The sequence below is a fragment of the Zoogloea sp. LCSB751 genome (assembly GCF_002028455.1).
Classification (GTDB): Bacteria; Pseudomonadota; Gammaproteobacteria; order Burkholderiales; family Rhodocyclaceae; genus Zoogloea.
On record NZ_MWUM01000030.1, the window covers coordinates 35,013 to 54,486 of the forward strand.

The 19,474-nt window shown below is 60.6% G+C and carries 16 protein-coding genes and 1 tRNA gene; 4 read left to right on the forward strand and 13 right to left on the reverse strand.

Annotated features, from left to right (window positions below):
- Positions 1 to 7: 7 nt before the first annotated feature.
- Together B4920_RS22675 and B4920_RS22680 are read right to left on the reverse strand one after the other, a co-directional pair.
- A complete protein-coding gene (locus B4920_RS22675) occupies positions 8 to 904 on the reverse strand; it encodes a polyprenyl synthetase family protein (RefSeq protein WP_079436959.1) in 897 nt (298 codons plus the stop codon).
- Positions 901 to 1,134: an exodeoxyribonuclease VII small subunit gene (locus B4920_RS22680; RefSeq protein ID WP_079436960.1), complete on the reverse strand. Its 234-nt coding sequence runs from the start codon at positions 1,132 to 1,134 to the stop codon at positions 901 to 903. Before B4920_RS22680 ends, B4920_RS22675 begins: the two co-directional genes overlap by 4 nt.
- Positions 1,135 to 1,260: 126 nt before the next feature.
- Here B4920_RS22680 and B4920_RS22685 point away from each other — a divergent pair, with 126 nt between their 5' ends.
- Positions 1,261 to 2,364: an aromatic ring-hydroxylating dioxygenase subunit alpha gene (locus B4920_RS22685; RefSeq protein WP_079436961.1), complete on the forward strand. Its 1,104-nt coding sequence runs from the start codon at positions 1,261 to 1,263 to the stop codon at positions 2,362 to 2,364.
- A gap of 170 nt (positions 2,365 to 2,534) precedes the next feature.
- On the opposite strand, the gene ispH is transcribed toward B4920_RS22685, so the two are convergent.
- From ispH to queA, 7 genes are all read right to left on the reverse strand, one after another.
- Complete coding sequence (gene ispH / locus B4920_RS22690; RefSeq protein WP_079436962.1) at positions 2,535 to 3,470, reverse strand: 4-hydroxy-3-methylbut-2-enyl diphosphate reductase; 936 nt, start codon at positions 3,468 to 3,470, stop codon at positions 2,535 to 2,537.
- Between the two features lie 20 nt (positions 3,471 to 3,490).
- Positions 3,491 to 3,922, reverse strand: coding sequence for a peptidylprolyl isomerase (locus tag B4920_RS22695; protein WP_079436963.1), 432 nt, complete (start codon positions 3,920 to 3,922; stop codon positions 3,491 to 3,493).
- Entirely contained in the window at positions 3,919 to 4,413 is a 495-nt protein-coding gene (gene lspA, locus B4920_RS22700) for a signal peptidase II (protein ID WP_254051026.1), read from the reverse strand. The genes B4920_RS22695 and lspA overlap by 4 nt, the downstream gene beginning before the upstream one ends.
- A 31-nt stretch (positions 4,414 to 4,444) precedes the next feature.
- Positions 4,445 to 7,249, reverse strand: coding sequence for an isoleucine--tRNA ligase (ileS, locus tag B4920_RS22705; protein WP_079436965.1), 2,805 nt, complete (start codon positions 7,247 to 7,249; stop codon positions 4,445 to 4,447).
- A gap of 15 nt (positions 7,250 to 7,264) precedes the next feature.
- Complete coding sequence (locus tag B4920_RS22710) at positions 7,265 to 8,197, reverse strand: bifunctional riboflavin kinase/FAD synthetase (protein ID WP_079436966.1); 933 nt, start codon at positions 8,195 to 8,197, stop codon at positions 7,265 to 7,267.
- A gap of 75 nt (positions 8,198 to 8,272) precedes the next feature.
- Positions 8,273 to 9,385 carry a tRNA guanosine(34) transglycosylase Tgt gene (gene tgt / locus B4920_RS22715; RefSeq protein ID WP_079436967.1) on the reverse strand — a complete coding sequence of 371 codons (1,113 nt, stop codon included), beginning with the start codon at positions 9,383 to 9,385 and terminating at the stop codon, positions 8,273 to 8,275.
- The gene (gene queA, locus B4920_RS22720; protein ID WP_079436968.1) at positions 9,382 to 10,410 is read right to left on the reverse strand and encodes a tRNA preQ1(34) S-adenosylmethionine ribosyltransferase-isomerase QueA; all 1,029 of its coding nucleotides are present in this window, start codon (positions 10,408 to 10,410) and stop codon (positions 9,382 to 9,384) included. Before queA ends, tgt begins: the two co-directional genes overlap by 4 nt.
- Positions 10,411 to 10,456: 46 nt before the next feature.
- Here queA and B4920_RS22725 point away from each other — a divergent pair.
- Together B4920_RS22725 and B4920_RS22730 are read left to right on the forward strand one after the other, a co-directional pair.
- Positions 10,457 to 10,541 (forward strand) — tRNA-Leu (locus B4920_RS22725).
- Between the two features lie 154 nt (positions 10,542 to 10,695).
- Positions 10,696 to 11,724: a site-specific integrase gene (locus B4920_RS22730; protein WP_079436969.1), complete on the forward strand. Its 1,029-nt coding sequence runs from the start codon at positions 10,696 to 10,698 to the stop codon at positions 11,722 to 11,724.
- Between the two features lie 557 nt (positions 11,725 to 12,281).
- Here the strand turns inward: B4920_RS22730 and B4920_RS22735 are convergent.
- On the reverse strand, positions 12,282 to 12,560 hold the full coding sequence (locus B4920_RS22735) for an H-NS family nucleoid-associated regulatory protein (protein ID WP_079436970.1): 279 nt from the start codon (positions 12,558 to 12,560) through the stop codon (positions 12,282 to 12,284).
- A 1,244-nt stretch (positions 12,561 to 13,804) separates the two neighbouring features.
- Here B4920_RS22735 and trfA point away from each other — a divergent pair.
- Entirely contained in the window at positions 13,805 to 14,731 is a 927-nt protein-coding gene (trfA, locus tag B4920_RS28990) for a plasmid replication initiator TrfA (protein ID WP_161493375.1), read from the forward strand.
- A gap of 169 nt (positions 14,732 to 14,900) precedes the next feature.
- Here the strand turns inward: trfA and B4920_RS22750 are convergent, their stop codons facing one another.
- Genes B4920_RS22750 through B4920_RS22760 form a run of 3 tightly spaced genes read right to left on the reverse strand, consistent with a single transcriptional unit; the run spans position 14,901 to position 19,461 of the window.
- Positions 14,901 to 18,014 carry a type I restriction endonuclease subunit R gene (locus B4920_RS22750; RefSeq protein WP_079436973.1) on the reverse strand — a complete coding sequence of 1,038 codons (3,114 nt, stop codon included), beginning with the start codon at positions 18,012 to 18,014 and terminating at the stop codon, positions 14,901 to 14,903.
- Positions 18,014 to 18,631 (reverse strand): hypothetical protein, encoded by a 618-nt coding sequence (locus B4920_RS28995; RefSeq protein WP_079436974.1) that lies wholly within the window; start codon positions 18,629 to 18,631, stop codon positions 18,014 to 18,016. The genes B4920_RS22750 and B4920_RS28995 overlap by 1 nt, the downstream gene beginning before the upstream one ends.
- The gene (locus B4920_RS22760) at positions 18,622 to 19,461 is read right to left on the reverse strand and encodes a hypothetical protein (protein WP_079436975.1); all 840 of its coding nucleotides are present in this window, start codon (positions 19,459 to 19,461) and stop codon (positions 18,622 to 18,624) included. The genes B4920_RS28995 and B4920_RS22760 overlap by 10 nt, the downstream gene beginning before the upstream one ends.
- Positions 19,462 to 19,474: the final 13 nt, after the last annotated feature.

The window sequence follows — 19,474 nt, forward strand, 5'->3', positions numbered from 1 at the left end:
GCCGGCCTCAGAACTGGCGACGAACGATGAAGCGCGTCAGTTCGGATAGGCGCTGGGCGTTGTTGCCGAAGGTGGCGAGGCTGTCCAGGGCGCTCTGGCACATTTCCTCAGCCAGTTCGCGGGCACGGCTGGTGCCGAGCAGGCTGACGTAAGTGGGCTTGTCGTTGGCGGCATCCTTACCGGCCGTCTTGCCAAGGGTGGCAGTGTCCGCTTCTGCGTCGAGGATATCGTCCACAATCTGAAAGAGGAGTCCGATCACCTTGCCGACGTGATCGAGGGAGGCCATGGCTTCGTCTCCCAGCGGGTGGCCGCACTGGGCACCAAGCGCGATCGACGCCCGTATCAGGGCGCCGGTCTTGTGAATGTGCATGAACTCCAGTTCAGTCAGGCTGAGTTCGAGGCCGACGGATGCCAGATCAATAGCCTGCCCGCCAGCCATGCCGCGGGAGCCGGAGGCTACGGCGAGCTGGCGGATCATGGCGACCTGTTGTGCGGGGTCGTCGCAGACGGTGTCGTCGGCGATGTGCTGGAACGCCAGCGTCTGCAGGGCGTCACCGACCAGGAGGGCGGTGGCCTCGTCGTATTCCACGTGAACAGTCGGTTTGCCGCGTCGCAGTGCGTCGTCATCCATGCAGGGCATGTCGTCATGCACCAGCGAGTAGGCGTGGATCAGTTCCAGCGCACAGGCGATCCGATCGAGGCGGGCGGCATCTGCTTGCGCCAGCTGCCCGGCGGCATGCACGAGTAATGGACGAACGCGTTTGCCGCCTCCGAGTACCGCGTAGCGCATGGCCTGATGCAGGCGTTCGGGGGCAATGTCGGCCGAGGGCAGGGCCTGATCGAGGGCGATCTCCGTGCGTTGCTGGATGTCGCCCATCCACTGGCTGAAACTGCGAGGGCTCATGGCTGGGGCTGCTCCGGGTTGGCCGCACTGTTTTCCACGATGCGAATGCTTTGCTCCGCCTTGTTCAGCACGTCCTGGCAGTGACGAAGGAGGGCTGTGCCGCGTTCGTAGGCGGAGAGGGACTGCTCGAGGGACAGCGAGCCATTTTCCATTTCCTGAACGATGGACTCGAGTTCGGAAATGCTTGACTCGAAGCTGTTGGACGTTTTGGTGGAGGCAGATTTGACCATGGGCGGCCGGTTGGGCAGGGGCAAAGCGTAAAAATAGCCTATGGCCGGGCTACAGGTCAAACGCGTAATACTATATAATAACGAGCTTTACGTTTCGGGCTTTCGCTTTGAATCAGGGGGTTCGGGATGTCTGACATCGCTTCTCAGGCACAGCTTTCTCCGGCGGTTTCCCAATTGCCGGTTTCGTGGTATTTCGACGAACAGGTCTTCGAATTGGAGAAGCGCCTCCTCTTCGATGTCGGGCCCGGCTACGTCGGCCACGAGCTGATGGTGCCAGAAGTCAATCAATACCGGTCGCTGGAATGGCTCGACCATTCGAATCTGCTGATCAATCGGGAAGATGGCTTCTATCAGATGTCCAACGTCTGCCGCCATCGTCAGGCGATCATGCTGCAGGGGTCCGGCATTGCCGACCGCAACATCGTTTGCCCGATCCATCGCTGGACGTATAACCCTGACGGTCTGCTGATCGGTGCGCCGCACTTCGCTGAAAATCCGTGCCTCAACCTGCAGCGCCAGAAGCTGGATAATTGGAATGGCCTCCTGTTCAAGGGGCCTCGCTCGGCATCGGCGGATCTGGCCGGCATGCATGTGGCCAGTGAGCTCAATTTTGCGGGCTACAAGCTCGACAAGGTCGAGATCCACGAGTGCAACTACAACTGGAAGACCTTTATCGAGGTTTACCTCGAGGATTACCACGTCGAGCCCTACCACCCGGGGCTGGGCCAGTTCGTGACCTGCGACGACCTCACCTGGCAGTTCGGTGAGTGGTATTCCGTACAGCGCGTTGGCATCACGTCGCTTAAGAAGCCGGGATCGTCTACCTACAAACGCTGGCACGAGGCCGTGCTCAGTTACCACGGTGGCGAGATGCCCAAGCATGGCGCCATCTGGTTGACCTATTTCCCCAACATCATGGTGGAGTGGTATCCCCATGTGCTGGTGGTCAGCACCCTGATTCCGACGGACGTGAACAAGACCACGAATGTGGTCGAGTTCTACTATCCGGAAGAGATCCTTGAGTTCGAGCGCGATTTCGTCGAGGCTGAGCAGGCTGCTTACATGGAAACCGCCGTTGAGGACGATGACATCGGCGAGCGCATGGATCGCGGCCGTCTTGCCCTGCTGAAGGCGGGCCGGAATGAGGTGGGGCCTTACCAGTCGCCGTACGAGGACGGGATGCAGCATTTCCATGAGTTTTATCGACGGATCATGCAGCCGCATCTTTGATGCGAATCGATGGAAGCTGCGATGGCGCGATGCACTCCAGCTCCTGGAGGTCCGGAAAAGACGAAGCCCCCGCAGGTCGGGGGCTTCGTCTTTTTCAAATGCAGGAAACTGCTGTAGGTCTGAGTCTCGCTGTCTCTATATATTTCCATAGACAGCGGCTCGTATGGGCGTTAAGGCTGGCTGGCGCCCTGGAGTTCCTTCGGCAGCGGGAAGGTCACCTTTTCCGGCACGCCTTCCAGTTGGCGAACCGATGCCGCGCCCAGTTCCTTGAGGCGGGCAATCACGGAGTTGACCAGTACTTCCGGCGCCGATGCTCCCGCTGTCACGCCGATACGCTGTTTCCCCGCAATCCAGGCCGGATCGATGGCTTCGGCGTTATCGACGAGATAGGCCGGCACGTTCAACAGTTCGGCGACTTCACGCAGGCGGTTGGAATTGGAGCTGTTGGTCGACCCCACCACCAGCACTAGGTCCGACTGAGGCGCCATGAATTTCACCGCATCCTGCCGATTCTGGGTGGCGTAGCAGATATCGTCCTTCTTGGGGCCGACAATGCTCGGAAAGCGCGCCCGCAGCGCCGTGACGATGGCGCCGGCATCGTCTACCGACAGCGTGGTCTGCGTGACGTAGGCCAGCATGTCGGGCTTGGTGACCTGCAGGTTCGCCACGTCATCGACGGATTCGACCAAGTAGATCCCGTCCCGGACCTGGCCCATCGTACCTTCCACCTCGGGATGCCCCTTGTGGCCGATCATGATCAGTTCGCGCCCCTGATCGCGCATGCGGGCGACCTCGAGGTGCACCTTGGTGACGAGCGGGCAGGTGGCGTCGAAGACCCGCAGCCCTCGGGCCTCGGCTTCGGTGCGTACGGCCTGGGACACGCCATGGGCGCTGAAAATCACCGTATTGCCGGCGGGTACGTCGGCGAGCTCTTCGATGAATACCGCACCCTTGGCGCGCAGGCCTTCCACCACGAAGCGGTTGTGCACGACCTCGTGGCGCACATAGATGGGGGCGCCGAACTGGGTGAGGGCGCGCTCGACGATCTCGATTGCGCGTTCGACACCGGCACAGAAGCCGCGGGGTGTGGCGAGCAATACTTCCATCGGGATACCTCCTGCGGACATCAGTTGATGCCGATCACTTCAACTTCAAAGCGGATCGACTTGCCGGCCAGCGGGTGATTGAAGTCGATCACTGCATGGGTGTCGAGAACTTCGCGGATCAGGCCCGGGTAGCGGGTACCGTCGGGTGCAGTGAATTCCATGATGACCATCGGGGCCACTTCGGCATCTGCAGGAAAGTCCTCCAGGCGGACCTTCTCGATCAGGTCTTCGCGATGGGCGCCAAAGGCATTCTCCGGCTCGAGCAGGAAGGTGTGATGCTCACCAACGGTGATTCCCGCCAGACAGCGCTCCAGGGCCGGGGCGATATCCCCGTGGCCCAGCTGCATGGTGGCCGGCTGGGACTCGAAGGTGCTGATGAGCGGCTGGCCGTTGTCGAGGGAGATCCGGTAGTGGAGGGTCAGCAGGCTGTCGGGCTGGACGATCTGGGTCATGAGAGTTTCTCTTGGGCGGGGGCGTGGCGATGTTCGCGTAGCTGGGCGACGATCATCAGGACCACGCCTACCGTGATGGCGGAGTCCGCCACGTTGAAGGCCGGCCAGCCGTAGCGGCCGATGTGGAAATACAGGAAGTCGACCACCGCGCCGAAGACGAAGCGGTCGATGACGTTGCCGATGGCGCCACCGATGATCAGCGAGAAGGCCAGTGGCTGCAGCAGTTCGTGCTGGTGACGGGCCAGCAGGCGCAGCAGCCAGCCACAGATGACGGCGGCCAGGGCCACGAAGAACCAGCGCTGCCAGCCGGCCTGGTCGGCCAGGAAGCTGAAAGCGGCACCCGGGTTGAAGGCGAGCACCAGATCGAAGAAGTCGGTGACGCGGATGACTTCGCCGTTGCGCAAGGCGCCGCGGACGAGGTGCTTGGTCCATTGGTCGGCCAGCACGATGATGGCCGCGAGACCGATCCAGTTGCCTAGGCGTAGTTTCAAGGGCAGGACTCCTGCTGTTTTACAAGGAGGCTCAGGCGACCGAGCGGGCTTCGCCGGCGCCGTGCAGGTTGGACGTGCAGCGGCCGCAAAGTTCCGGATGATTTGCGTCGTGCCCCACGTCTTCCCGGTAGTGCCAGCAGCGATCGCACTTCTTTTGTTCCGACGGGATAACGAGGATGGCTTCGTCGGCTTCGTTACCCACCTTAACGAGCGTGGTCTTGGAGCAGATCAGCACGAAGCGCAGGTCATCGGCGAGGCTGGCTAGCGTGTCGTATTTGGCGCCGGCCGCGCGGATTTCCACTTCGGCCTGCAGCGACGAGCCGACCTTGCCTTCAGTGCGGACCGATTCGATGACTTTCAGGACGTCGGCACGGGCGGCGCGGATTGTGTTCCAGCGCTCGAGCAAAGCCTCCTCGCCGTCCTGTGCCGGCAGCTGGTGGAAGGTGTGGAGCATCACGCTGTCCTCCCCGTCCTGGTTCAGCAATTGCCAGATTTCTTCGGCGGTGAAGGACAGGATCGGCGCCATCAGCTTCACGACGGCCTGCAGAACGTGCCACAGGGCGCTCTGGGCGGAGCGGCGGGCCAGGGAGTCGGGCTTGGTGGTGTAGAGGCGGTCCTTCAGGATGTCCAGCCAGAAGCCGCCGAGATCCTCGGAGCAGAAGGTCTGGAGGGCCTGGACCACGCGGTGGAACTCGTAGCGGTCGTAGTCGGCCTGGGCCTGGGCCTGCAGCTGGCGGGTGAAGGCCAGGGCATAGCGGTCGATCTCGAACCATTGCTCCACCGGCAGCATGTCCGTGCCGGCATCGAAGTCGGCGATGTTGGCCATCAGGAAGCGCAGGGTGTTGCGGATGCGGCGGTAGGATTCGACGACGCGGGCCAGGATCTCCTTCGACATGGCCAGCTCGCCCGAATAATCGGTGGCGGCGACCCACAGGCGCAGGATTTCGGCGCCCATCTTGTCGGTGACTTCTTGGGGCAGGATCGTGTTGCCCAGGGATTTGCTCATCTTGCGGCCTTGCTGGTCCACGGTGAAACCGTGGGTGAGCAGGGCCTTGTAGGGCGGGTGGCCGTCGATGGCGGCGCCGGTGAGCAGGGACGAATGGAACCAGCCGCGGTGCTGGTCCGAGCCTTCCAGGTAGAGGTCGGCGCGGGGGCCGGTCGCGTGGCCGTCGTTGTGGGAGCCGCGCAGAACGTGCCAGTGGGTCGTGCCGGAATCGAACCAGACGTCGAGGGTGTCGCTGATCTTGTCGTACTGGGCGGCTTCGGTGCCGAGCAGCTCGGCGGCGTCCAGCTTGAACCAGGCTTCGATGCCTTCCTTCTCGACGCGCTGGGCAACCTGTTCCATCAGTTCGACGGTACGGGGATGCAGCTCGCCGGTTTCCTTGTGCAGGAAGAAGGGGATGGGCACGCCCCAGTTGCGCTGGCGGGAGATGCACCAGTCGGGCCGGTTGGCGATCATGGACTGCAGGCGGGGCTTGCCCCAGGCCGGGTAGAAGGCAGTGGCCTCGACGCCAGCCAGAGCTTTTTCGCGCAGGGACTTGCCGTCCGTGGGCAGGCGGTCCATGCCGACGAACCACTGGGCCGTGGCCCGGTAGATCACCGGGGTCTTGTGGCGCCAGCAGTGCATGTAGCTGTGCATGACGCTGCCGTGGGAGAGCAGGTTGCCGACTTCGGTGAGTTTGTCGCAGATGGCCTGGTTGGCTTTCCAGATCGACATGGCGCCAAAGAGGGGCAGGTCATCCACGTAAACGCCGTCGCCCTTGACGATGGAGATGATCTCGTCGTTGCCACGACCGTAGGTGCGCCAGGCGTTGAAGTCGTCCACGCCGTGGGCCGGCGCGCAGTGCACGATGCCGGTGCCGGCGTCCAGGCCCACGTAGTCGGCCAGATAGACCGGGGCGACGCGATCGTAGAGGGGGTGGCGGAACTGCAGGCCTTCCAGAGCCTTGCCCTGGGCCGTCGCCAGGATGCTGCCTTCGCGACCCTGGCGCTTGAGGCTTTCCTCCACCAGGTCCTTGGCGAGGACCAGCAGGCGGTCACCCGCGTCCACGAGCGCGTATTCGTGCTCGGGGTGGATGTTGAGGGCCTGGTTGGCCGGGATGGTCCATGGGGTAGTGGTCCAGATCACTGCGTAGGCGGTCTTGGGCAGGCTGGCAAGGCCGAAGGCCGCTGCCAGCTTGGGGGCGTCGGTTTCGCTGATCGGGAAGGCCACATCGACGGTCGGCGATTTCTTGTCGGCGTACTCGACTTCGGCTTCGGCCAAGGCGGAGCCACAGTCGAAACACCAATTCACCGGCTTCAAGCCCTTGAATACATAGTTCTTCTTGACCATTTCGGCCAGGGCGCGGATCTCGCCGGCCTCGTTGGCGAAGTTCATGGTCAGGTAGGGATTGTCCCAATCACCGAGGACGCCCAGACGGATGAATTCCTTCTTCTGCACTTCCACCTGTTCGGCGGCGTAGGCGCGGCACAGTTCGCGGACCTTGTCGGCGGGCAGGTTCTTGCCGTGGGTGACTTCGATCTTGTGTTCGATCGGTAGACCGTGGCAGTCCCAGCCAGGTACGTAGGGTGCGTCAAAACCGGCCAGGGTCTTGGAGCGGACGATGATGTCCTTGAGGATCTTGTTCAGCGCATGACCCAGGTGGAGGTTGCCGTTGGCGTATGGGGGGCCGTCGTGCAACACGAACTTCGGCCGTCCAGCGGATGCCTTGCGGATCTTCTGGTAGAGCTTGCGCTGCTGCCAGTCGGCGATCCAGGCGGGCTCGCGCTTGGCGAGGTCGCCGCGCATCGGGAAGGGCGTGTCGGGCAGGTTCAGGGTCTTGCGATTGTCGGACATGGTCGGTGCGTGAATTCAGAGGGGATTCTGGACGAAGTAGGCGCGGGCCTCTTCGGCGTCGCGGGCAATCTGGGCGGTGAGGGCTTCGAGGCTGTCGTAGCGCTCCTCGTCCCGTTGCTTGCGCAGGAAATTGATCCGTAGATGGGCGTCGTAACAGTCGGCGCTCCAGTCGAAGAGATTGACTTCGAGGGTCGCGCGGCCGGCGTCGTTGATGGTGGGCCGCACGCCGATGCTCGCCACGCCGGGCCAGGGCTTGTCGGCCAGGCCGTCGACGCTGACGGTGTAGATGCCCATCAGAGGCGGGCTGCGGTGCTTGAGCTGGATGTTGGCGGTGGGGAAGCCGATCGTGCGGCCGATCTTGTCGCCGTGCATGACGCGGCCGCTGATGCTGTACGGGCGGCCGAGCAGGCGGGCGGCGTGGGGCATGTCGCCGTCGGAAAGTGCCTCGCGGATTGCCGAGCTGGAAACGCGTTCGCCGTCATGGACCAGGGTGTGCATGGCCTCGACCGTGAAGCCGGCGGTCTGGCCGGCATGCTGCAGCATTGCGAAATCACCCTTGCGGCCTTTGCCGAAGCGGAAGTCGTCGCCGATCATCAGGTCGCGCACGCCGAGTCCGCGGATCAGGATGTCCTCGATGAACTGTTCGGCGGTGAGCGACGCGAAGCGGGCATTGAAGCGGCCGATGTAGAGGCGGTCAACGCCCTGAGCAGCGAGGAGCTGGATCTTTTCGCGAAGGGAGGTGAGCCGGCGCGGCCGGTTCTCGTGGGCGAAATACTCGCGCGGATGGGGCTCGAAGGTGAGCACCGAAGCGGGCAGGCCGGTGGCGCGCGCCTTCGCGGTGAGCTTCGCCAGCAGCGCCTGGTGGCCGCGGTGCACGCCATCGAAGTTGCCGATGGTGAGCACGCAGCCGTGTTCGGTGCGTTCGGGAATTCCGCGGAAAACCTGCATGGAAGGATGCTGGTAAAAGGCGGGATTATAGCGGCAAGGGCCGGGCGGGCGAAGCGGTCCGGCCTTACAGGCGCCTTACTCCCCCTGGCCGGCTCGTTCCCGGTGGAAGCGGGCGACGTAATCTGTCAGTGTGCCGCTGGCGATGGCGTCGCGCAGATCGCGCATCAGTTGCTGGTAGTAGTGCAGGTTGTGGATGGTGGCCAGTCGTGCGCCGAGGATCTCGTTGAGGCGGTTGAGGTGGTGCAGGTAGCCACGGGAGAAGTTGCGGCAGGTGTAGCAGTCACAGGATTCGTCCAGCGGCCGGGTGTCGGACTTGTGGCGGGCGTTGCGGATCTTGATGTCGCCGTGGCGGGTGAACAGCCAGCCGTTGCGCGCGTTGCGAGTGGGCATCACGCAGTCGAACATGTCGATGCCGGCCTGTACCGCGAAGACGATGTCTTCAGGCGTGCCGACGCCCATCAGGTAGCGCGGCTTGTTCTGGGGCAGGCGCGGCGCGGTGTGGTGCAGGATGCGCTGCATGTCGTCCTTGGGCTCTCCGACCGACAGCCCGCCGATGGCGTAGCCGTGGAAACCGATTTCCTCCAGGCCGGCGAGGGATTCGTCACGCAGGTTTTCGTACATGCCGCCCTGGACGATGCCGAACAGCGCGTTGTCGTTCTCGAGCCGGTTGAACTCGTCCTTGGAGCGCTGCGCCCAGCGCAGGGACATGCGCATGGAGTCGGCAGCCTCGGTCACCGTGGCCGGGTAGGGCGTGCATTCGTCGAAGATCATCACCACATCGGAATTGAGCACCTTCTGGATGCGCATCGATTCCTCGGGGGTGAGGAACAGCTTGTCGCCATTCACCGGCGAGCTGAAGCGCACGCCTTCCTCACTGATCTTGCGCAAGGCGCCGAGGGAGAAGACCTGGAAGCCGCCGGAGTCCGTGAGGATCGGGCCGTCCCAGGCCATGAACTGGTGCAGGCCGCCGAAGGCTTCCATCACCTCCAGGCCGGGGCGCAGCCACAGGTGGAAGGTGTTGCCAAGGCAGATCTGGGCACCGATGTCGCGTAGGTCCTGCGGCGAGATGCCCTTGACGGAGCCATAGGTGCCGACCGGCATGAAGGCCGGGGTGTCCACGGTGCCGTGGTTGAGGGTCAGGCGGCCGCGGCGGGCGTCGCCGTCGGTGGCGAGGAGTTCGTATTTCATTGGGAATTCCGGGTCAGGAACATGGCGTCGCCGTAGCTGAAGAAGCGGTAGCGCTGCTCGATGGCATGGGCGTAGGCGCGGCGGATGGTGTCCATGCCGGCAAAGGCGGACACGAGCATCAGCAGGGTGGATTTGGGTAGGTGGAAGTTGGTGATGAGGCCGTCGGCCACCTGGAATTCATAGCCGGGCAGGATGAACAGGTCGCTCTCCGCTTCGCCTGCCTGCAGGGTGCCGCTGCGCGCGGCCGATTCCAGGGCGCGCATGCTGGTGGTGCCGACGCAGACCACACGCTTGCCGGCCGCCTTGGTGGCGGCGATGGCATCCACCGTGGCCTCGGGGACGAAGTAGGCTTCGGTGTGCATCTGGTGTTCGGACAAGTCCTGGACACGCACCGGTTGGAACGTACCTGCGCCGACGTTGAGGGTGACGTAGGCGCTATTCACGCCCTGCTCTGCGAGGCGGGCGAGGAGAGGCTCGTCGAAGTGCAGACCGGCGGTCGGCGCGGCGACCGAACCCGGGTTCCGTGCATAGACAGTCTGGTAGCGGGATTCGTCGGTATTGCCCGCGGCTCGCTCGATGTAGGGGGGCAGCGGCAGGCGGCCGTGGCGTTCGAGCAGTTCGATCAGGTCTTCAGTCGCGGGAAAGCGCAGATGGAAAAACTCGCCGGCGCGGCCCAGTACTTCGACCTCCAGCGCACCTTCCAGGTGCAGGCGGGTGCCTGGCTTGGGCGACTTGCTGGCGCGTATCTGGGCGAGGGCTTCATGAGCGCCGAGGGGGCGTTCGATCATCACTTCCACTTGGCCGCCGGTGTCCTTGGTGCCGAACAGGCGGGCGTGCAGCACGCGGGTGTCGTTGAAGACCAGCAGGTCGCCGGGGGCCATGAGACTGGGCAGGTCGGAGAAATGCAGGTCGTTCAGCGCCGGTGAAACCTGGAGCAGGCGGCTGTCGGTACGGCGTTCGAGAGGGGCTTGGGCAATCAGCTCCGGGGGGAGCGAATAGTCGAAATCGTCGAGGGTCAAAACCATGGGTTGATACGGGTAACAGTTTCGTAGATAATGCGCGGCTTCCCATGCCGGGATGGCGGAATCGGTAGACGCAGCGGATTCAAAATCCGCCGCCGCAAGGTGTGAGGGTTCGAGTCCCTCTCCCGGCACCAGCAGTAAAATCAAGCAGTTAGAGTGGCCTAAGTACCGCGAAAGGTCGCCATTCTAGAGTTTTTGCAGCATTTTTGCAGCACTAACTTTCCTGCTGGCCGGTATCCTCCCCCGACAGCGCTATACCTAGCTCCATCAAAAAGGAGTTAGATACGTATGGCAAGCATCACCAAGCGCGGCGACTACCAGTACCAGGCCATTATTCGCCGCAAAGGCTACCCCAAGCAGTGCGCCACCTTCGAGTCTTATGAAGACGCGGAGAGATGGGCTTTGGACATTGAGTCCAAGATGCTCCAGAGGGTTTTCACTGACCGCAGCGAACTTGAACGTACGACCCTAGGCGAACTGCTCGACCGCTATCAGAACGCGGTTGTAGTGAACAATATTGGGGCGAGGCAGGAACTGAGTCGTGTCAAGCGGTGGAAGGCGCATCCTCTGGCACTCAGGACACTAGATACACTGCGCGCTGTCGATTTCTCCCAATATCGAGATGCTCGTCTTAAGGAGGTAGGGCCAAATACCGTTCGTCTTGAGCTTGCACTCATTAGTGCGATGTTCAACTACGCGCGAAAGAACTGGTCGATACCGGTGGAAAACCCCATTGAGGGAATCCGTGGCCCCAAGATTCCTGGTGGTCGTGAGCGTCGCCTTCGTGGAGATGAAGAGGTTCGGCTACTTGAGGCTGCGTCTGAGGCCCGCTCGAATCCTGTGCAGTTGAAGGCCGCAATCCAACTAGCGATTGAAACCGGCTTACGTGAAGGGCGGCTTGCCAGTTTGCGCTGGGACCAGGTCGACCTTGAGGCTGAGGACGAGGAGGTGATATGGGTTCTCACGAAGGCCGAAAGTCATAAGCAACGCTGGAGACCGGTGCCGCTTACCGAGAAGGCCGTTGAAGTGCTTAAGGGGCTTCCTCGTGATGAGAGCGGGTTTGTGTTCGGCCAGGCCTTCCCTACCGTTCAGGCTCTCGGAAGTGCGTTTCGGCGCGCGAGAGACCGAGCGGGGCTGGAGAATTTCAGGTTCCATGATTTGCGTCATGAGGCAGCCAGCCGTATGGCACCAATCATGGCTGGCGGAACTTTGGCCAAAATCATGACCTGGGATACGCTCGAATTGACAATGCGATACTACAACCCGACTGCCCGAGAATTGGTTGCGGCTGTACGGGGAAAAAGAACTGCCCCATAAGCAGTTCAGTCCGAGTTGCATGTGTCCTGTTAGGTCACTTTGTCCTGAGTGTTGGAGCGCTGACTAGCATGTGGTGTTGCTACGTACTGAGTCTCGACAGGCGGGCTCAAGTGACGCCGACTTGCGTTGGCTTAGAATTCACCCGCGTTACTACTGCCCCCTGTCGTTTGAAGTCCTAAACGGCAGGGGGGCCATCTTCCCGTGCATGGTTTGTGTGCGTCCATAGAATTACCTTGAGCGTTGTCAATCACAGCGCTTCTTCGGTGGCTCGAAGTCGCCGGATGCGTTAATGACCGCACGTTCTTAACAGTTCGAGCATACTTGCGAAACAGTCAGGACCACTCGTGTGAACTCCGTAGATGGTTGTAGATGTAGTCGTCTGTCGTCAGTTCATGGTTCGAGTCGCAGCCGTCTGCCTTGTGTGGGACCCGGGCACACGTCTATAGAACACTTGTCCAAGACTCGCGCTTCCGGCCTGTCATGCCATTTTTCTTCCCAGAGTGTGTGTGGGCGAGTCAACCCATTCTAGGATGGCTTGACTCTAGCGGGTGAGGCTTTCAGATACTGAAGTCTTCCCTGTTCTTGCCCTCAAGCCATTGAGGCGCACGCCCCTTACCTGACCAAGTCTTTCCAGTGGCTGGGTCAAGATACTTTGCCGGCAGGGAGGCCTTTGCAGCCTTCTGCTTTTTGCCGAACAGCTCATCTACGCTCAACTCAAACACCTCGATAAGGCTGCGAGCCTGTGCAATCGCATTGGTGCGTTCTTCTTTGCGAACCTCAGCGATACGGCGCTCGAGCTCTTCTTTTTGTGCAATCAGTTCAGCAAGGGAGGTCATGGGTTTTGGTCCGAGTTAATGTTGAGACCGGATTCTAGGTACTGTGTGCTGTTGCGTCAAAGGCTATAGACATGACCATCAATGCCTTTCTTGCATTGAAATGGCTTAGCTCCTTCATTCACGAATGGAGGAAGCAGTCTGTAACCTTTGAATTTTCGTGGACCTCTGGGTTTAGGCTTAACCGGTACCTCGTTGTTTCATTTACTTCAAGGTTAAGCCTCATGGTGTGAAACCGTGGTGGTGTCATGTAGTCCTCGTTGCTTGGTGGGGCAGTGAAGGCATGCAGCGCATCCACGACTCCACCCTTGGTTGGTAGAAAAGCAGAGTCCGACGTGTGATGTGTCTTATGGTATGTCATTCCTTGCCAGGACGGCCGGTACGCCGGCCGTTACGTCGTGCTCTTTCGGAGCTGTAAGTTGGACGCGAAGCGCGCCTATGCTTCTTGGTGCTGTAGTGATGGTATGCAATGAACACGCCGTGCCAGGTTGGTGAATGAGAGGCTGACGTGAGGTTTCTTACTGGATGCCATTCCCTACCAGAACGGCCGGTGTGTCGGCCATCACGTCGTGCTTTTGCCGGACTGCAAGTCAGCGATGAAGCGATTTATGCTGCCTAGTGGTGCAGAGGATGGAGCCGGATTCTGTACAGTGCGGGTGAAGTGTACGCGGTGGCATTAGTAGGCTCGCGGCGACGAGGGCAGGATGTAGGTGCGTGTCGAGGGCTGGCTAGCACGTTTAAAGACTATCTCAATGACTATGGTTATGGAGAGCTTTTCGCGTTTGAATTCCCGCCTTATTTGCTGGCTGTTTTGCGAATTTTCCTCATCTTCTACATGTTTTGACGTCAAGCGTTTCATGTGAGCAAGTCAAGTCGTCAATGTTTTAAGGTCAAGTGTTTTATGTCTTGAGGTCAAACAAACTATGTTTTGACGTCAGTTCTTCGCATTGTGCTCTTTGTGCTCGTTCATGCACTGCCTCTTCGCCTATACCTCCGAGTTAGTTTTTTCTACTGAGGAGGTCTTGTGCTGCTTGGGCGTAGTCGTATTCCGTTTTGTGAGGGGGGTGTCTTCAGCTCATCCGTAGATGTTTGTCTAGAAGGAGGCAGGCTCAATGGCCAGGATGCATGAGGTGGATGATACTCAGTCGTGCCGGGAGGAGGCTGCGGCTATCCGAGAGGGGGCTCTGTCCTGTCCATCCGAAGCCGTCAGGCTCCGAGCGAATAAGGGCGCAGATAGGCTCGTAGCCTTGGCCGAAAGCGACGAGCGTAAGAAGCGTCAGGCGAATGCAGGTGGTGTTTTTGTTCTCGCTGAGGATGCTACGAACCATGCCGTGAGCCTTGAGCGTCGTCGCAGGGCCGTTCGTCGGGGGAGTGACGTCTATCTACCTACTGGGCATGAGGGGGCTGTTTTACTTCCGAACATTTTTCTGCGCTCTGCACTCTTTTCTGCGAACAACAACGTAGGGGAGTCACTTGTGGACGAGCTGATTGCGTCTCTGGGGGCTACTACTGAGCTGACGCTTACTGGAGTAAGGCTCGGTGATTACGACCGACGAGTTTTGGCGGCTTGCCTTCAATACTATGGTGCTGGAGTGCCACTATGCACTGAAGGCGGGGAAGGTCAGTGGATAAAAGTGACGTATTGGGAGTTCTCGCAGTCCATAAGGTCTTCCTACGGGAAAAATGTGCACATCGCGATTCGGGATAGCTTGAGCCGTTTGAACAAAGCGCAATTGCGAGTGCGTTTCGAGCACTGGGATATTCCACAGCTGCGGCTTCTGGAAGTGGACGTTGATGATGGTGGCGCTGGGGCCGAGAATTCTACACTCAACCCGAAAGGCAGTGATGTAGTGGCCTTTCGCATAGAGGCTTCCATGGCGAAGCTCTTTGGGCTGAACGCTTGGACCGCAGTGAATGTCTCGGCGGCTCACGACTATTCAGGACTGACATCGTGGCTGGCTAACTTTTACAGCACTCATGCAAAGCCCTACCCGCTGACCTTGAGTTACTTGTATGAGCTCTGTGGGGCCGTGTGTTTCTTGCCAGAGTTCAGGCGACGCCTTAAGAACTCCCTTACGCGTTTACAGAAGGACGATGTCCATGAAGACTGTCGAGTGGGGTGTTTCGAGATGGACAAGACGTCAGTTACGGTAGAGCTGGTTCGTTGGGGGTAGTAACGGACTATCTGAATTTTCGATTTTTCGTTAGGTGGGAAGGCTTGTGGTATTCCTAGGGACTGACCTAACCGTTCTTCGATGCCCTATGAAGATTTCGAGTGACGTGTTTTCTTCATAGGGCAGGAGTAAGGATAGGATTACGTTTTATCCGACTGCTGCCGAAACCCTATTCCGCCTGATGTAGTTGCGGGGGGAGGCTACGGGCACGCAGCGCCTCATAGAGCTGCGCCGGCCCCAGCAGTGTCTCTTTCAGACCCTCCCGTACTCGCTCTGAACCCAGCGCCTGGGTGCTCATCGTCGTGTGGGCCTCGAAGGCCTCCATGATGGCATTCATCAGCGCGTCGGCCAGGTCCGGTGAATTGGCGAACTGCTCCTTGCTGTTGGTGGCCGCTTGTTGCACCAGGAGTTCGTTCTCGAGCAGCTTGCCCTTCAGCACGCCGTTCACATAGACCAACTGGTCGTTGTCCGACAGCTCGCCTTCGAAGAGGCCATTTACCTTCTCGATGATTTCGGCGAGGTAGGCCTTTTCCTTCTCCTGGACACTGCCGCTACCGGTCTCGGTCATCGGCGGAAGTTTCGGCGTGTCGCCGGCCGAGAGGTTCAGTGACTGCTGGCCCTTGTTCTTCAGCGTGTGGTGCGTCAGAACCACCTTGGAAAGGTCCACCGTGTCCCGCTCACGGCCGAAGTCGAGCAGCGGAATGAGGCGCTTGTAGAAAATGAAGCGCTTTTCGATGTCCGTGTTGCCATAGTCGAAAATCTGCGACAGGAAGGCATACAGACGTGTGAAGGCCCCCATGTCGCCCTTGAAGAGGACGAGCACATCCATCGCGTCCTTCGCTGCCTGGGCGGCAGCGGCATCCTGGCCAGCCTCGGCGGCCGCCTTCTGGGCCTGGAGTGCCTTGTAGCGTTTTAGCAATCGGTCGGCCACTGGGGCAAGCGCGGCGCTGAGCTGGGCTTGGGTACCCTTCGGGTTCGTCTCGACCTCGGCAACGCGGTCCACCTCAAAGCTGTCGTAAAAGCCGGCGGCATCGAGCTTGGCACGGAGGTCGAAGACCAGATGGGGGTCGGTGTTCGCTTCGAGCTGGGCGGTCTCATAGTACGTCTTGAAGGCGGCCAGCACTTCTTCGGCGTCATTCACGAAGTCGAGGATGTAGGTCGTGTCCTTGCCCGGATGGGCACGGTTCAGGCGCGACAGGGTCTGCACCGCCTGGATGCCCGCGAGGCGCTTATCTACGTACATCCCGCACAGCAGGGGCTGGTCGAAGCCAGTCTGAAACTTGTTCGCCACCAGCAGCAAGTGATAGTCGGGTGCCTTGAAGGCTTCCCGGATGTCGCCTTTCAGGCTTGGATTGAGCGCCTTGCTGTGCTCGCTAACGGGCTCCGGGTAGCTCTCCGGGTCGTCGATTTCGCCGGAGAACGCCACCAGCACGCCAAGGGGGTAGTTTCGCTTCTGGATATAGCTGGTGATGGCTTTCTGCCAGCGCACCGCTTCCTTGCGGCTGCTCACCACAATCATCGCCTTGGCCTTGCCATCCAGGAGCTGCTGCACGTTTTCTCGGAAGTGCTCCACCACCACCTGAACCTTCTGGGCGATGTTGTAGGGATGAAGGCGCACCCACTGCATGATGCCCTTCAGCGCCTCGGACTTCTCGACCGCCTTCTCGTCGTACTCCTTGCCATTGTTGGCGAGCTTGAAGGCGAGCTTGTAAGTCGTGTAGTTCTTTAGCACGTCGAGGATGAAACCCTCCTCGATGGCCTGGCGCATCGAATACACATGGAAGGGCTGCGGCAGGCCGTCGGCATCCTTGCGGCCGAAGAGTTCCAGCGTCTTCTGTTTTGGGGTGGCGGTGAAGGCGATATAGGTCAGCCCCTTGTCTTGGGCAGCCTTGGCGGACATCTGGGCGGCAAGCACCGTTTCGGTGTCGATTTCGCCGCCGTCCTGCAGTTCAGCCAGTTCCTCGGCTGACAGCACCTGCTTGAGCTTGGCCGCCGCCTCACCGGTCTGGGAGCTGTGAGCTTCGTCGGCGATGACTGCGAAGCGCTTGCCCTCGGTTGCCGCCAGTTCCTGCACGGCCTTCAGCGCAAAGGGGAAGGTCTGGATGGTGCAGACGATGACCTTCTTGCCGTCCTTGAGTGCCTGGGAGAGCTGGGCACTCTTGCTGCCGTGCTCGTCGCTGATGGTCGCTACCACGCCCGTGGTGCGCTGGAAGTCGAATATGGCTTCCTGGAGCTGGGCATCGAGCACATTACGGTCGGATACCACCAGTACGCTGTCGAACAGTTTGTTGTGCTGGGCATCGTGCAGGTCGGCGAGGAAGTGGGCCGTCCACGCGATGGAATTGGTCTTGCCGGAACCAGCAGAGTGCTGAATCAGGTAACGCTCGCCGGCACCGTGTTCCAACACGTCGGCAACGAGTTTGCGGGTCGCGTCGAGCTGGTGGTAGCGGGGGAAGATAACGCTGGTGAGTTGCTTCTTGTCGTTACGCTTGCCAATGAGGTAGCGGCCGAGGATTTCGAGCCAACTATCCCGTTGCCACACTTCCTGCCACAGGTACCAAGTAGCAAAGCCGAAGGGGTTCGGCGGGTTGCCGGCGCCGCCGCCGTTGCCGCGGTTGAAGGGCAGAAAGTTGGTCGCCGTACCGGCGAGCCGGGTGCTCATCCTCACCTCGGACTGGCTCACCGCAAAATGCACCAGTGCTCCGCCAGGGAAGGCCAGCAGGGGCTCCACGAGCCCACCCTTCGGGGTTGGGTCACGGTCGAAGCGGTACTGGTCCACCGCGTCGCCGACGCTCTGGGTGAAGTCGGATTTCAGCTCTGCAGTGGCCACCGCAATGCCGTTCACAAACAGCACCAGGTCCACCGCGTCCTTCGGGTTGTTGAGCGAGTGGTGTACCTGTCTCACGACGCGCAGCCGGTTCGCGGCGTAGGCTTGCTGGGTGGCCGGGTTCATGCCCAGGGCGGGCTTGAACTGCACCAGCGACAGCGGCTTCTTCAGGCCGACCATCTCCACGCCGCGCCGCAGCACTTCCAGCGTGCCTTGCTCGTTGAGGCACTTGCGCACCCGCTCGGCCAGCACCTTGGGCAGGCTGGCGCCGTGGGTTTTGGAGAGCGTCTGCCAGCTCTCGGGCTGGGTCGTTTCCACCCAGGCCAGCAGGTCGGGCAAAAACAGGGCGTTCTGACGGTCGTAGTGGGCGGCGTCGCCTTCAGCGTAGAACCAGCCGTGCCGGCCGAGGTGCTCGCAGATGGCGGATTCGAAGTGGTGTTCTTGGTGCAGACCCATCAGGCGGCCTCGGGGATGTCTTCCAACAAGGCATTCCGTATGTCGGTGACGATACTGTCCGGGTCGGTGATGAACGACGCGAGGTCGCGGGTTAGGAGGCGGGCGCTCGTCTGTGGGCCGGCCTGCTCCCAGCCTGGATTGTCGCCTGACGGATATTCCAACGTTCCCCACCGTTTCTCGAAGGAGTCGCCGTTCTCTCCATCGCAACGGTAAAGGTACATCTCCACGGTTGCTTTGCCGATGGGGAGCGTCAGGGGGTCGGGTTGGCCCTTTTGGCCAAGCGCCTTGCGCTTTTCAGGCTTGAAGTTATCGTCCAAGTAGACATTGAAGATTAACGCCACGTCACCCGCTTGGGCCAACTCACCCACGACCCTGCGATACACATGACGTGATGCGAACATTGGCGCCAAGTCCCATGCCCACTTATTGCCCGGTGCCGTCGTGCTCCGGCTGGGCAGGTTGGTATGGCAGGGTTCCCAATACCAGAAACCCATCTCCAGTTCGCTGGCGATGCGAGTGAGCAGTGGCAGCAGCCGTTGATAGAAGCCTACCGACAAACGGTGGGCAGTTTGCAATTGGCCAACCAGCTCGGTTGCTTCGGGAAGCATCATTTCCATGTCGTGAGTTCCAGCGGATGGGCGCGGGCAAAGCCCAGAAGAGTGCGCCATGACAAAGGAGTTTTGTTTGTAACAGGCTCCATAGTCAAGGCGGCAGATAGCTGGCTTTTCGGTAGCGACCATGCTGCGAGTGCCGACAGAGACAAGCGAGACCGCGGGAGCCATGCAACTAGTTCCTTCCAGTTGCGCTCGACCTCCACATGCAGGTCAAACAGCTCAAATGCCGTCTGCCAGTCATTGAATACCGCAGCATCGGTGCGTGGGCAGTCGTCCATCCATTCCGACAATGCCATCGCGACGGGGTCCCACTCGCGGGTATGGACGAAGAGTTCAAAGCAACCCTTGGTGTCGAATTCCGAGGTCGGCTGCTCCCCGTGCGACCGCTTGTTGCGGCCTAACGCGAGGAAATGGAGCGTTTCCGGTGCCGTTCGCTTATCCCCCAAACACTCGGCGACAAAAGCATGAATTTCGGCTTGCCATTGGGCTAGCCCCTGGTCACCGCCGAAGGGTGGCTTGACCTCAACGATGAGCGTTGCGTTCTCGAAATGCAGCAGTACATCCGGCTCGACCCAGGAACGTTGCTCCAACCCGACTAGATGGGGCCAGAATTCGATTTCGTCGAGGGCACCCAGACGGTCGGCGGCTTCCTGGCCAATCAACAGACCGAGCACGCGCGCGAGACTGGCATCCGACAGGTAGCGTAGGCGGCTGAAGAAAGCAGCCGTCAGCAAATCTTCACTACGCCGGAAGACCTCACGCCAGCTGAAGCTGAGCTCACTTCCCTCGAAGCGGACGCGGCCAGCCTTGTTGCTGGCAATGGCGGTCAGCATGGCGTAGCTCCGC

What these genes read in the sequence shown, in the direction of transcription:
- B4920_RS22675 (WP_079436959.1), bottom strand. Translation starts at nt 904, where the DNA reads ATGAGCCCTCGCAGTTTCAGCCAGTGGATGGGCGACATCCAGCAACGC.
- B4920_RS22680 (WP_079436960.1), bottom strand. Translation starts at nt 1,134, where the DNA reads ATGGTCAAATCTGCCTCCACCAAAACGTCCAACAGCTTCGAGTCAAGC.
- B4920_RS22685 (WP_079436961.1), top strand. Translation starts at nt 1,261, where the DNA reads ATGTCTGACATCGCTTCTCAGGCACAGCTTTCTCCGGCGGTTTCCCAA.
- ispH (WP_079436962.1), bottom strand. Translation starts at nt 3,470, where the DNA reads ATGGAAGTATTGCTCGCCACACCCCGCGGCTTCTGTGCCGGTGTCGAA.
- B4920_RS22695 (WP_079436963.1), bottom strand. Translation starts at nt 3,922, where the DNA reads ATGACCCAGATCGTCCAGCCCGACAGCCTGCTGACCCTCCACTACCGG.
- ileS (WP_079436965.1), bottom strand. Translation starts at nt 7,249, where the DNA reads ATGTCCGACAATCGCAAGACCCTGAACCTGCCCGACACGCCCTTCCCG.
- B4920_RS22710 (WP_079436966.1), bottom strand. Translation starts at nt 8,197, where the DNA reads ATGCAGGTTTTCCGCGGAATTCCCGAACGCACCGAACACGGCTGCGTG.
- tgt (WP_079436967.1), bottom strand. Translation starts at nt 9,385, where the DNA reads ATGAAATACGAACTCCTCGCCACCGACGGCGACGCCCGCCGCGGCCGC.
- queA (WP_079436968.1), bottom strand. Translation starts at nt 10,410, where the DNA reads ATGGTTTTGACCCTCGACGATTTCGACTATTCGCTCCCCCCGGAGCTG.
- B4920_RS22730 (WP_079436969.1), top strand. Translation starts at nt 10,696, where the DNA reads ATGGCAAGCATCACCAAGCGCGGCGACTACCAGTACCAGGCCATTATT.
- B4920_RS22735 (WP_079436970.1), bottom strand. Translation starts at nt 12,560, where the DNA reads ATGACCTCCCTTGCTGAACTGATTGCACAAAAAGAAGAGCTCGAGCGC.
- B4920_RS22750 (WP_079436973.1), bottom strand. Translation starts at nt 18,014, where the DNA reads ATGGGTCTGCACCAAGAACACCACTTCGAATCCGCCATCTGCGAGCAC.
- B4920_RS28995 (WP_079436974.1), bottom strand. Translation starts at nt 18,631, where the DNA reads ATGGAAATGATGCTTCCCGAAGCAACCGAGCTGGTTGGCCAATTGCAA.
- B4920_RS22760 (WP_079436975.1), bottom strand. Translation starts at nt 19,461, where the DNA reads ATGCTGACCGCCATTGCCAGCAACAAGGCTGGCCGCGTCCGCTTCGAG.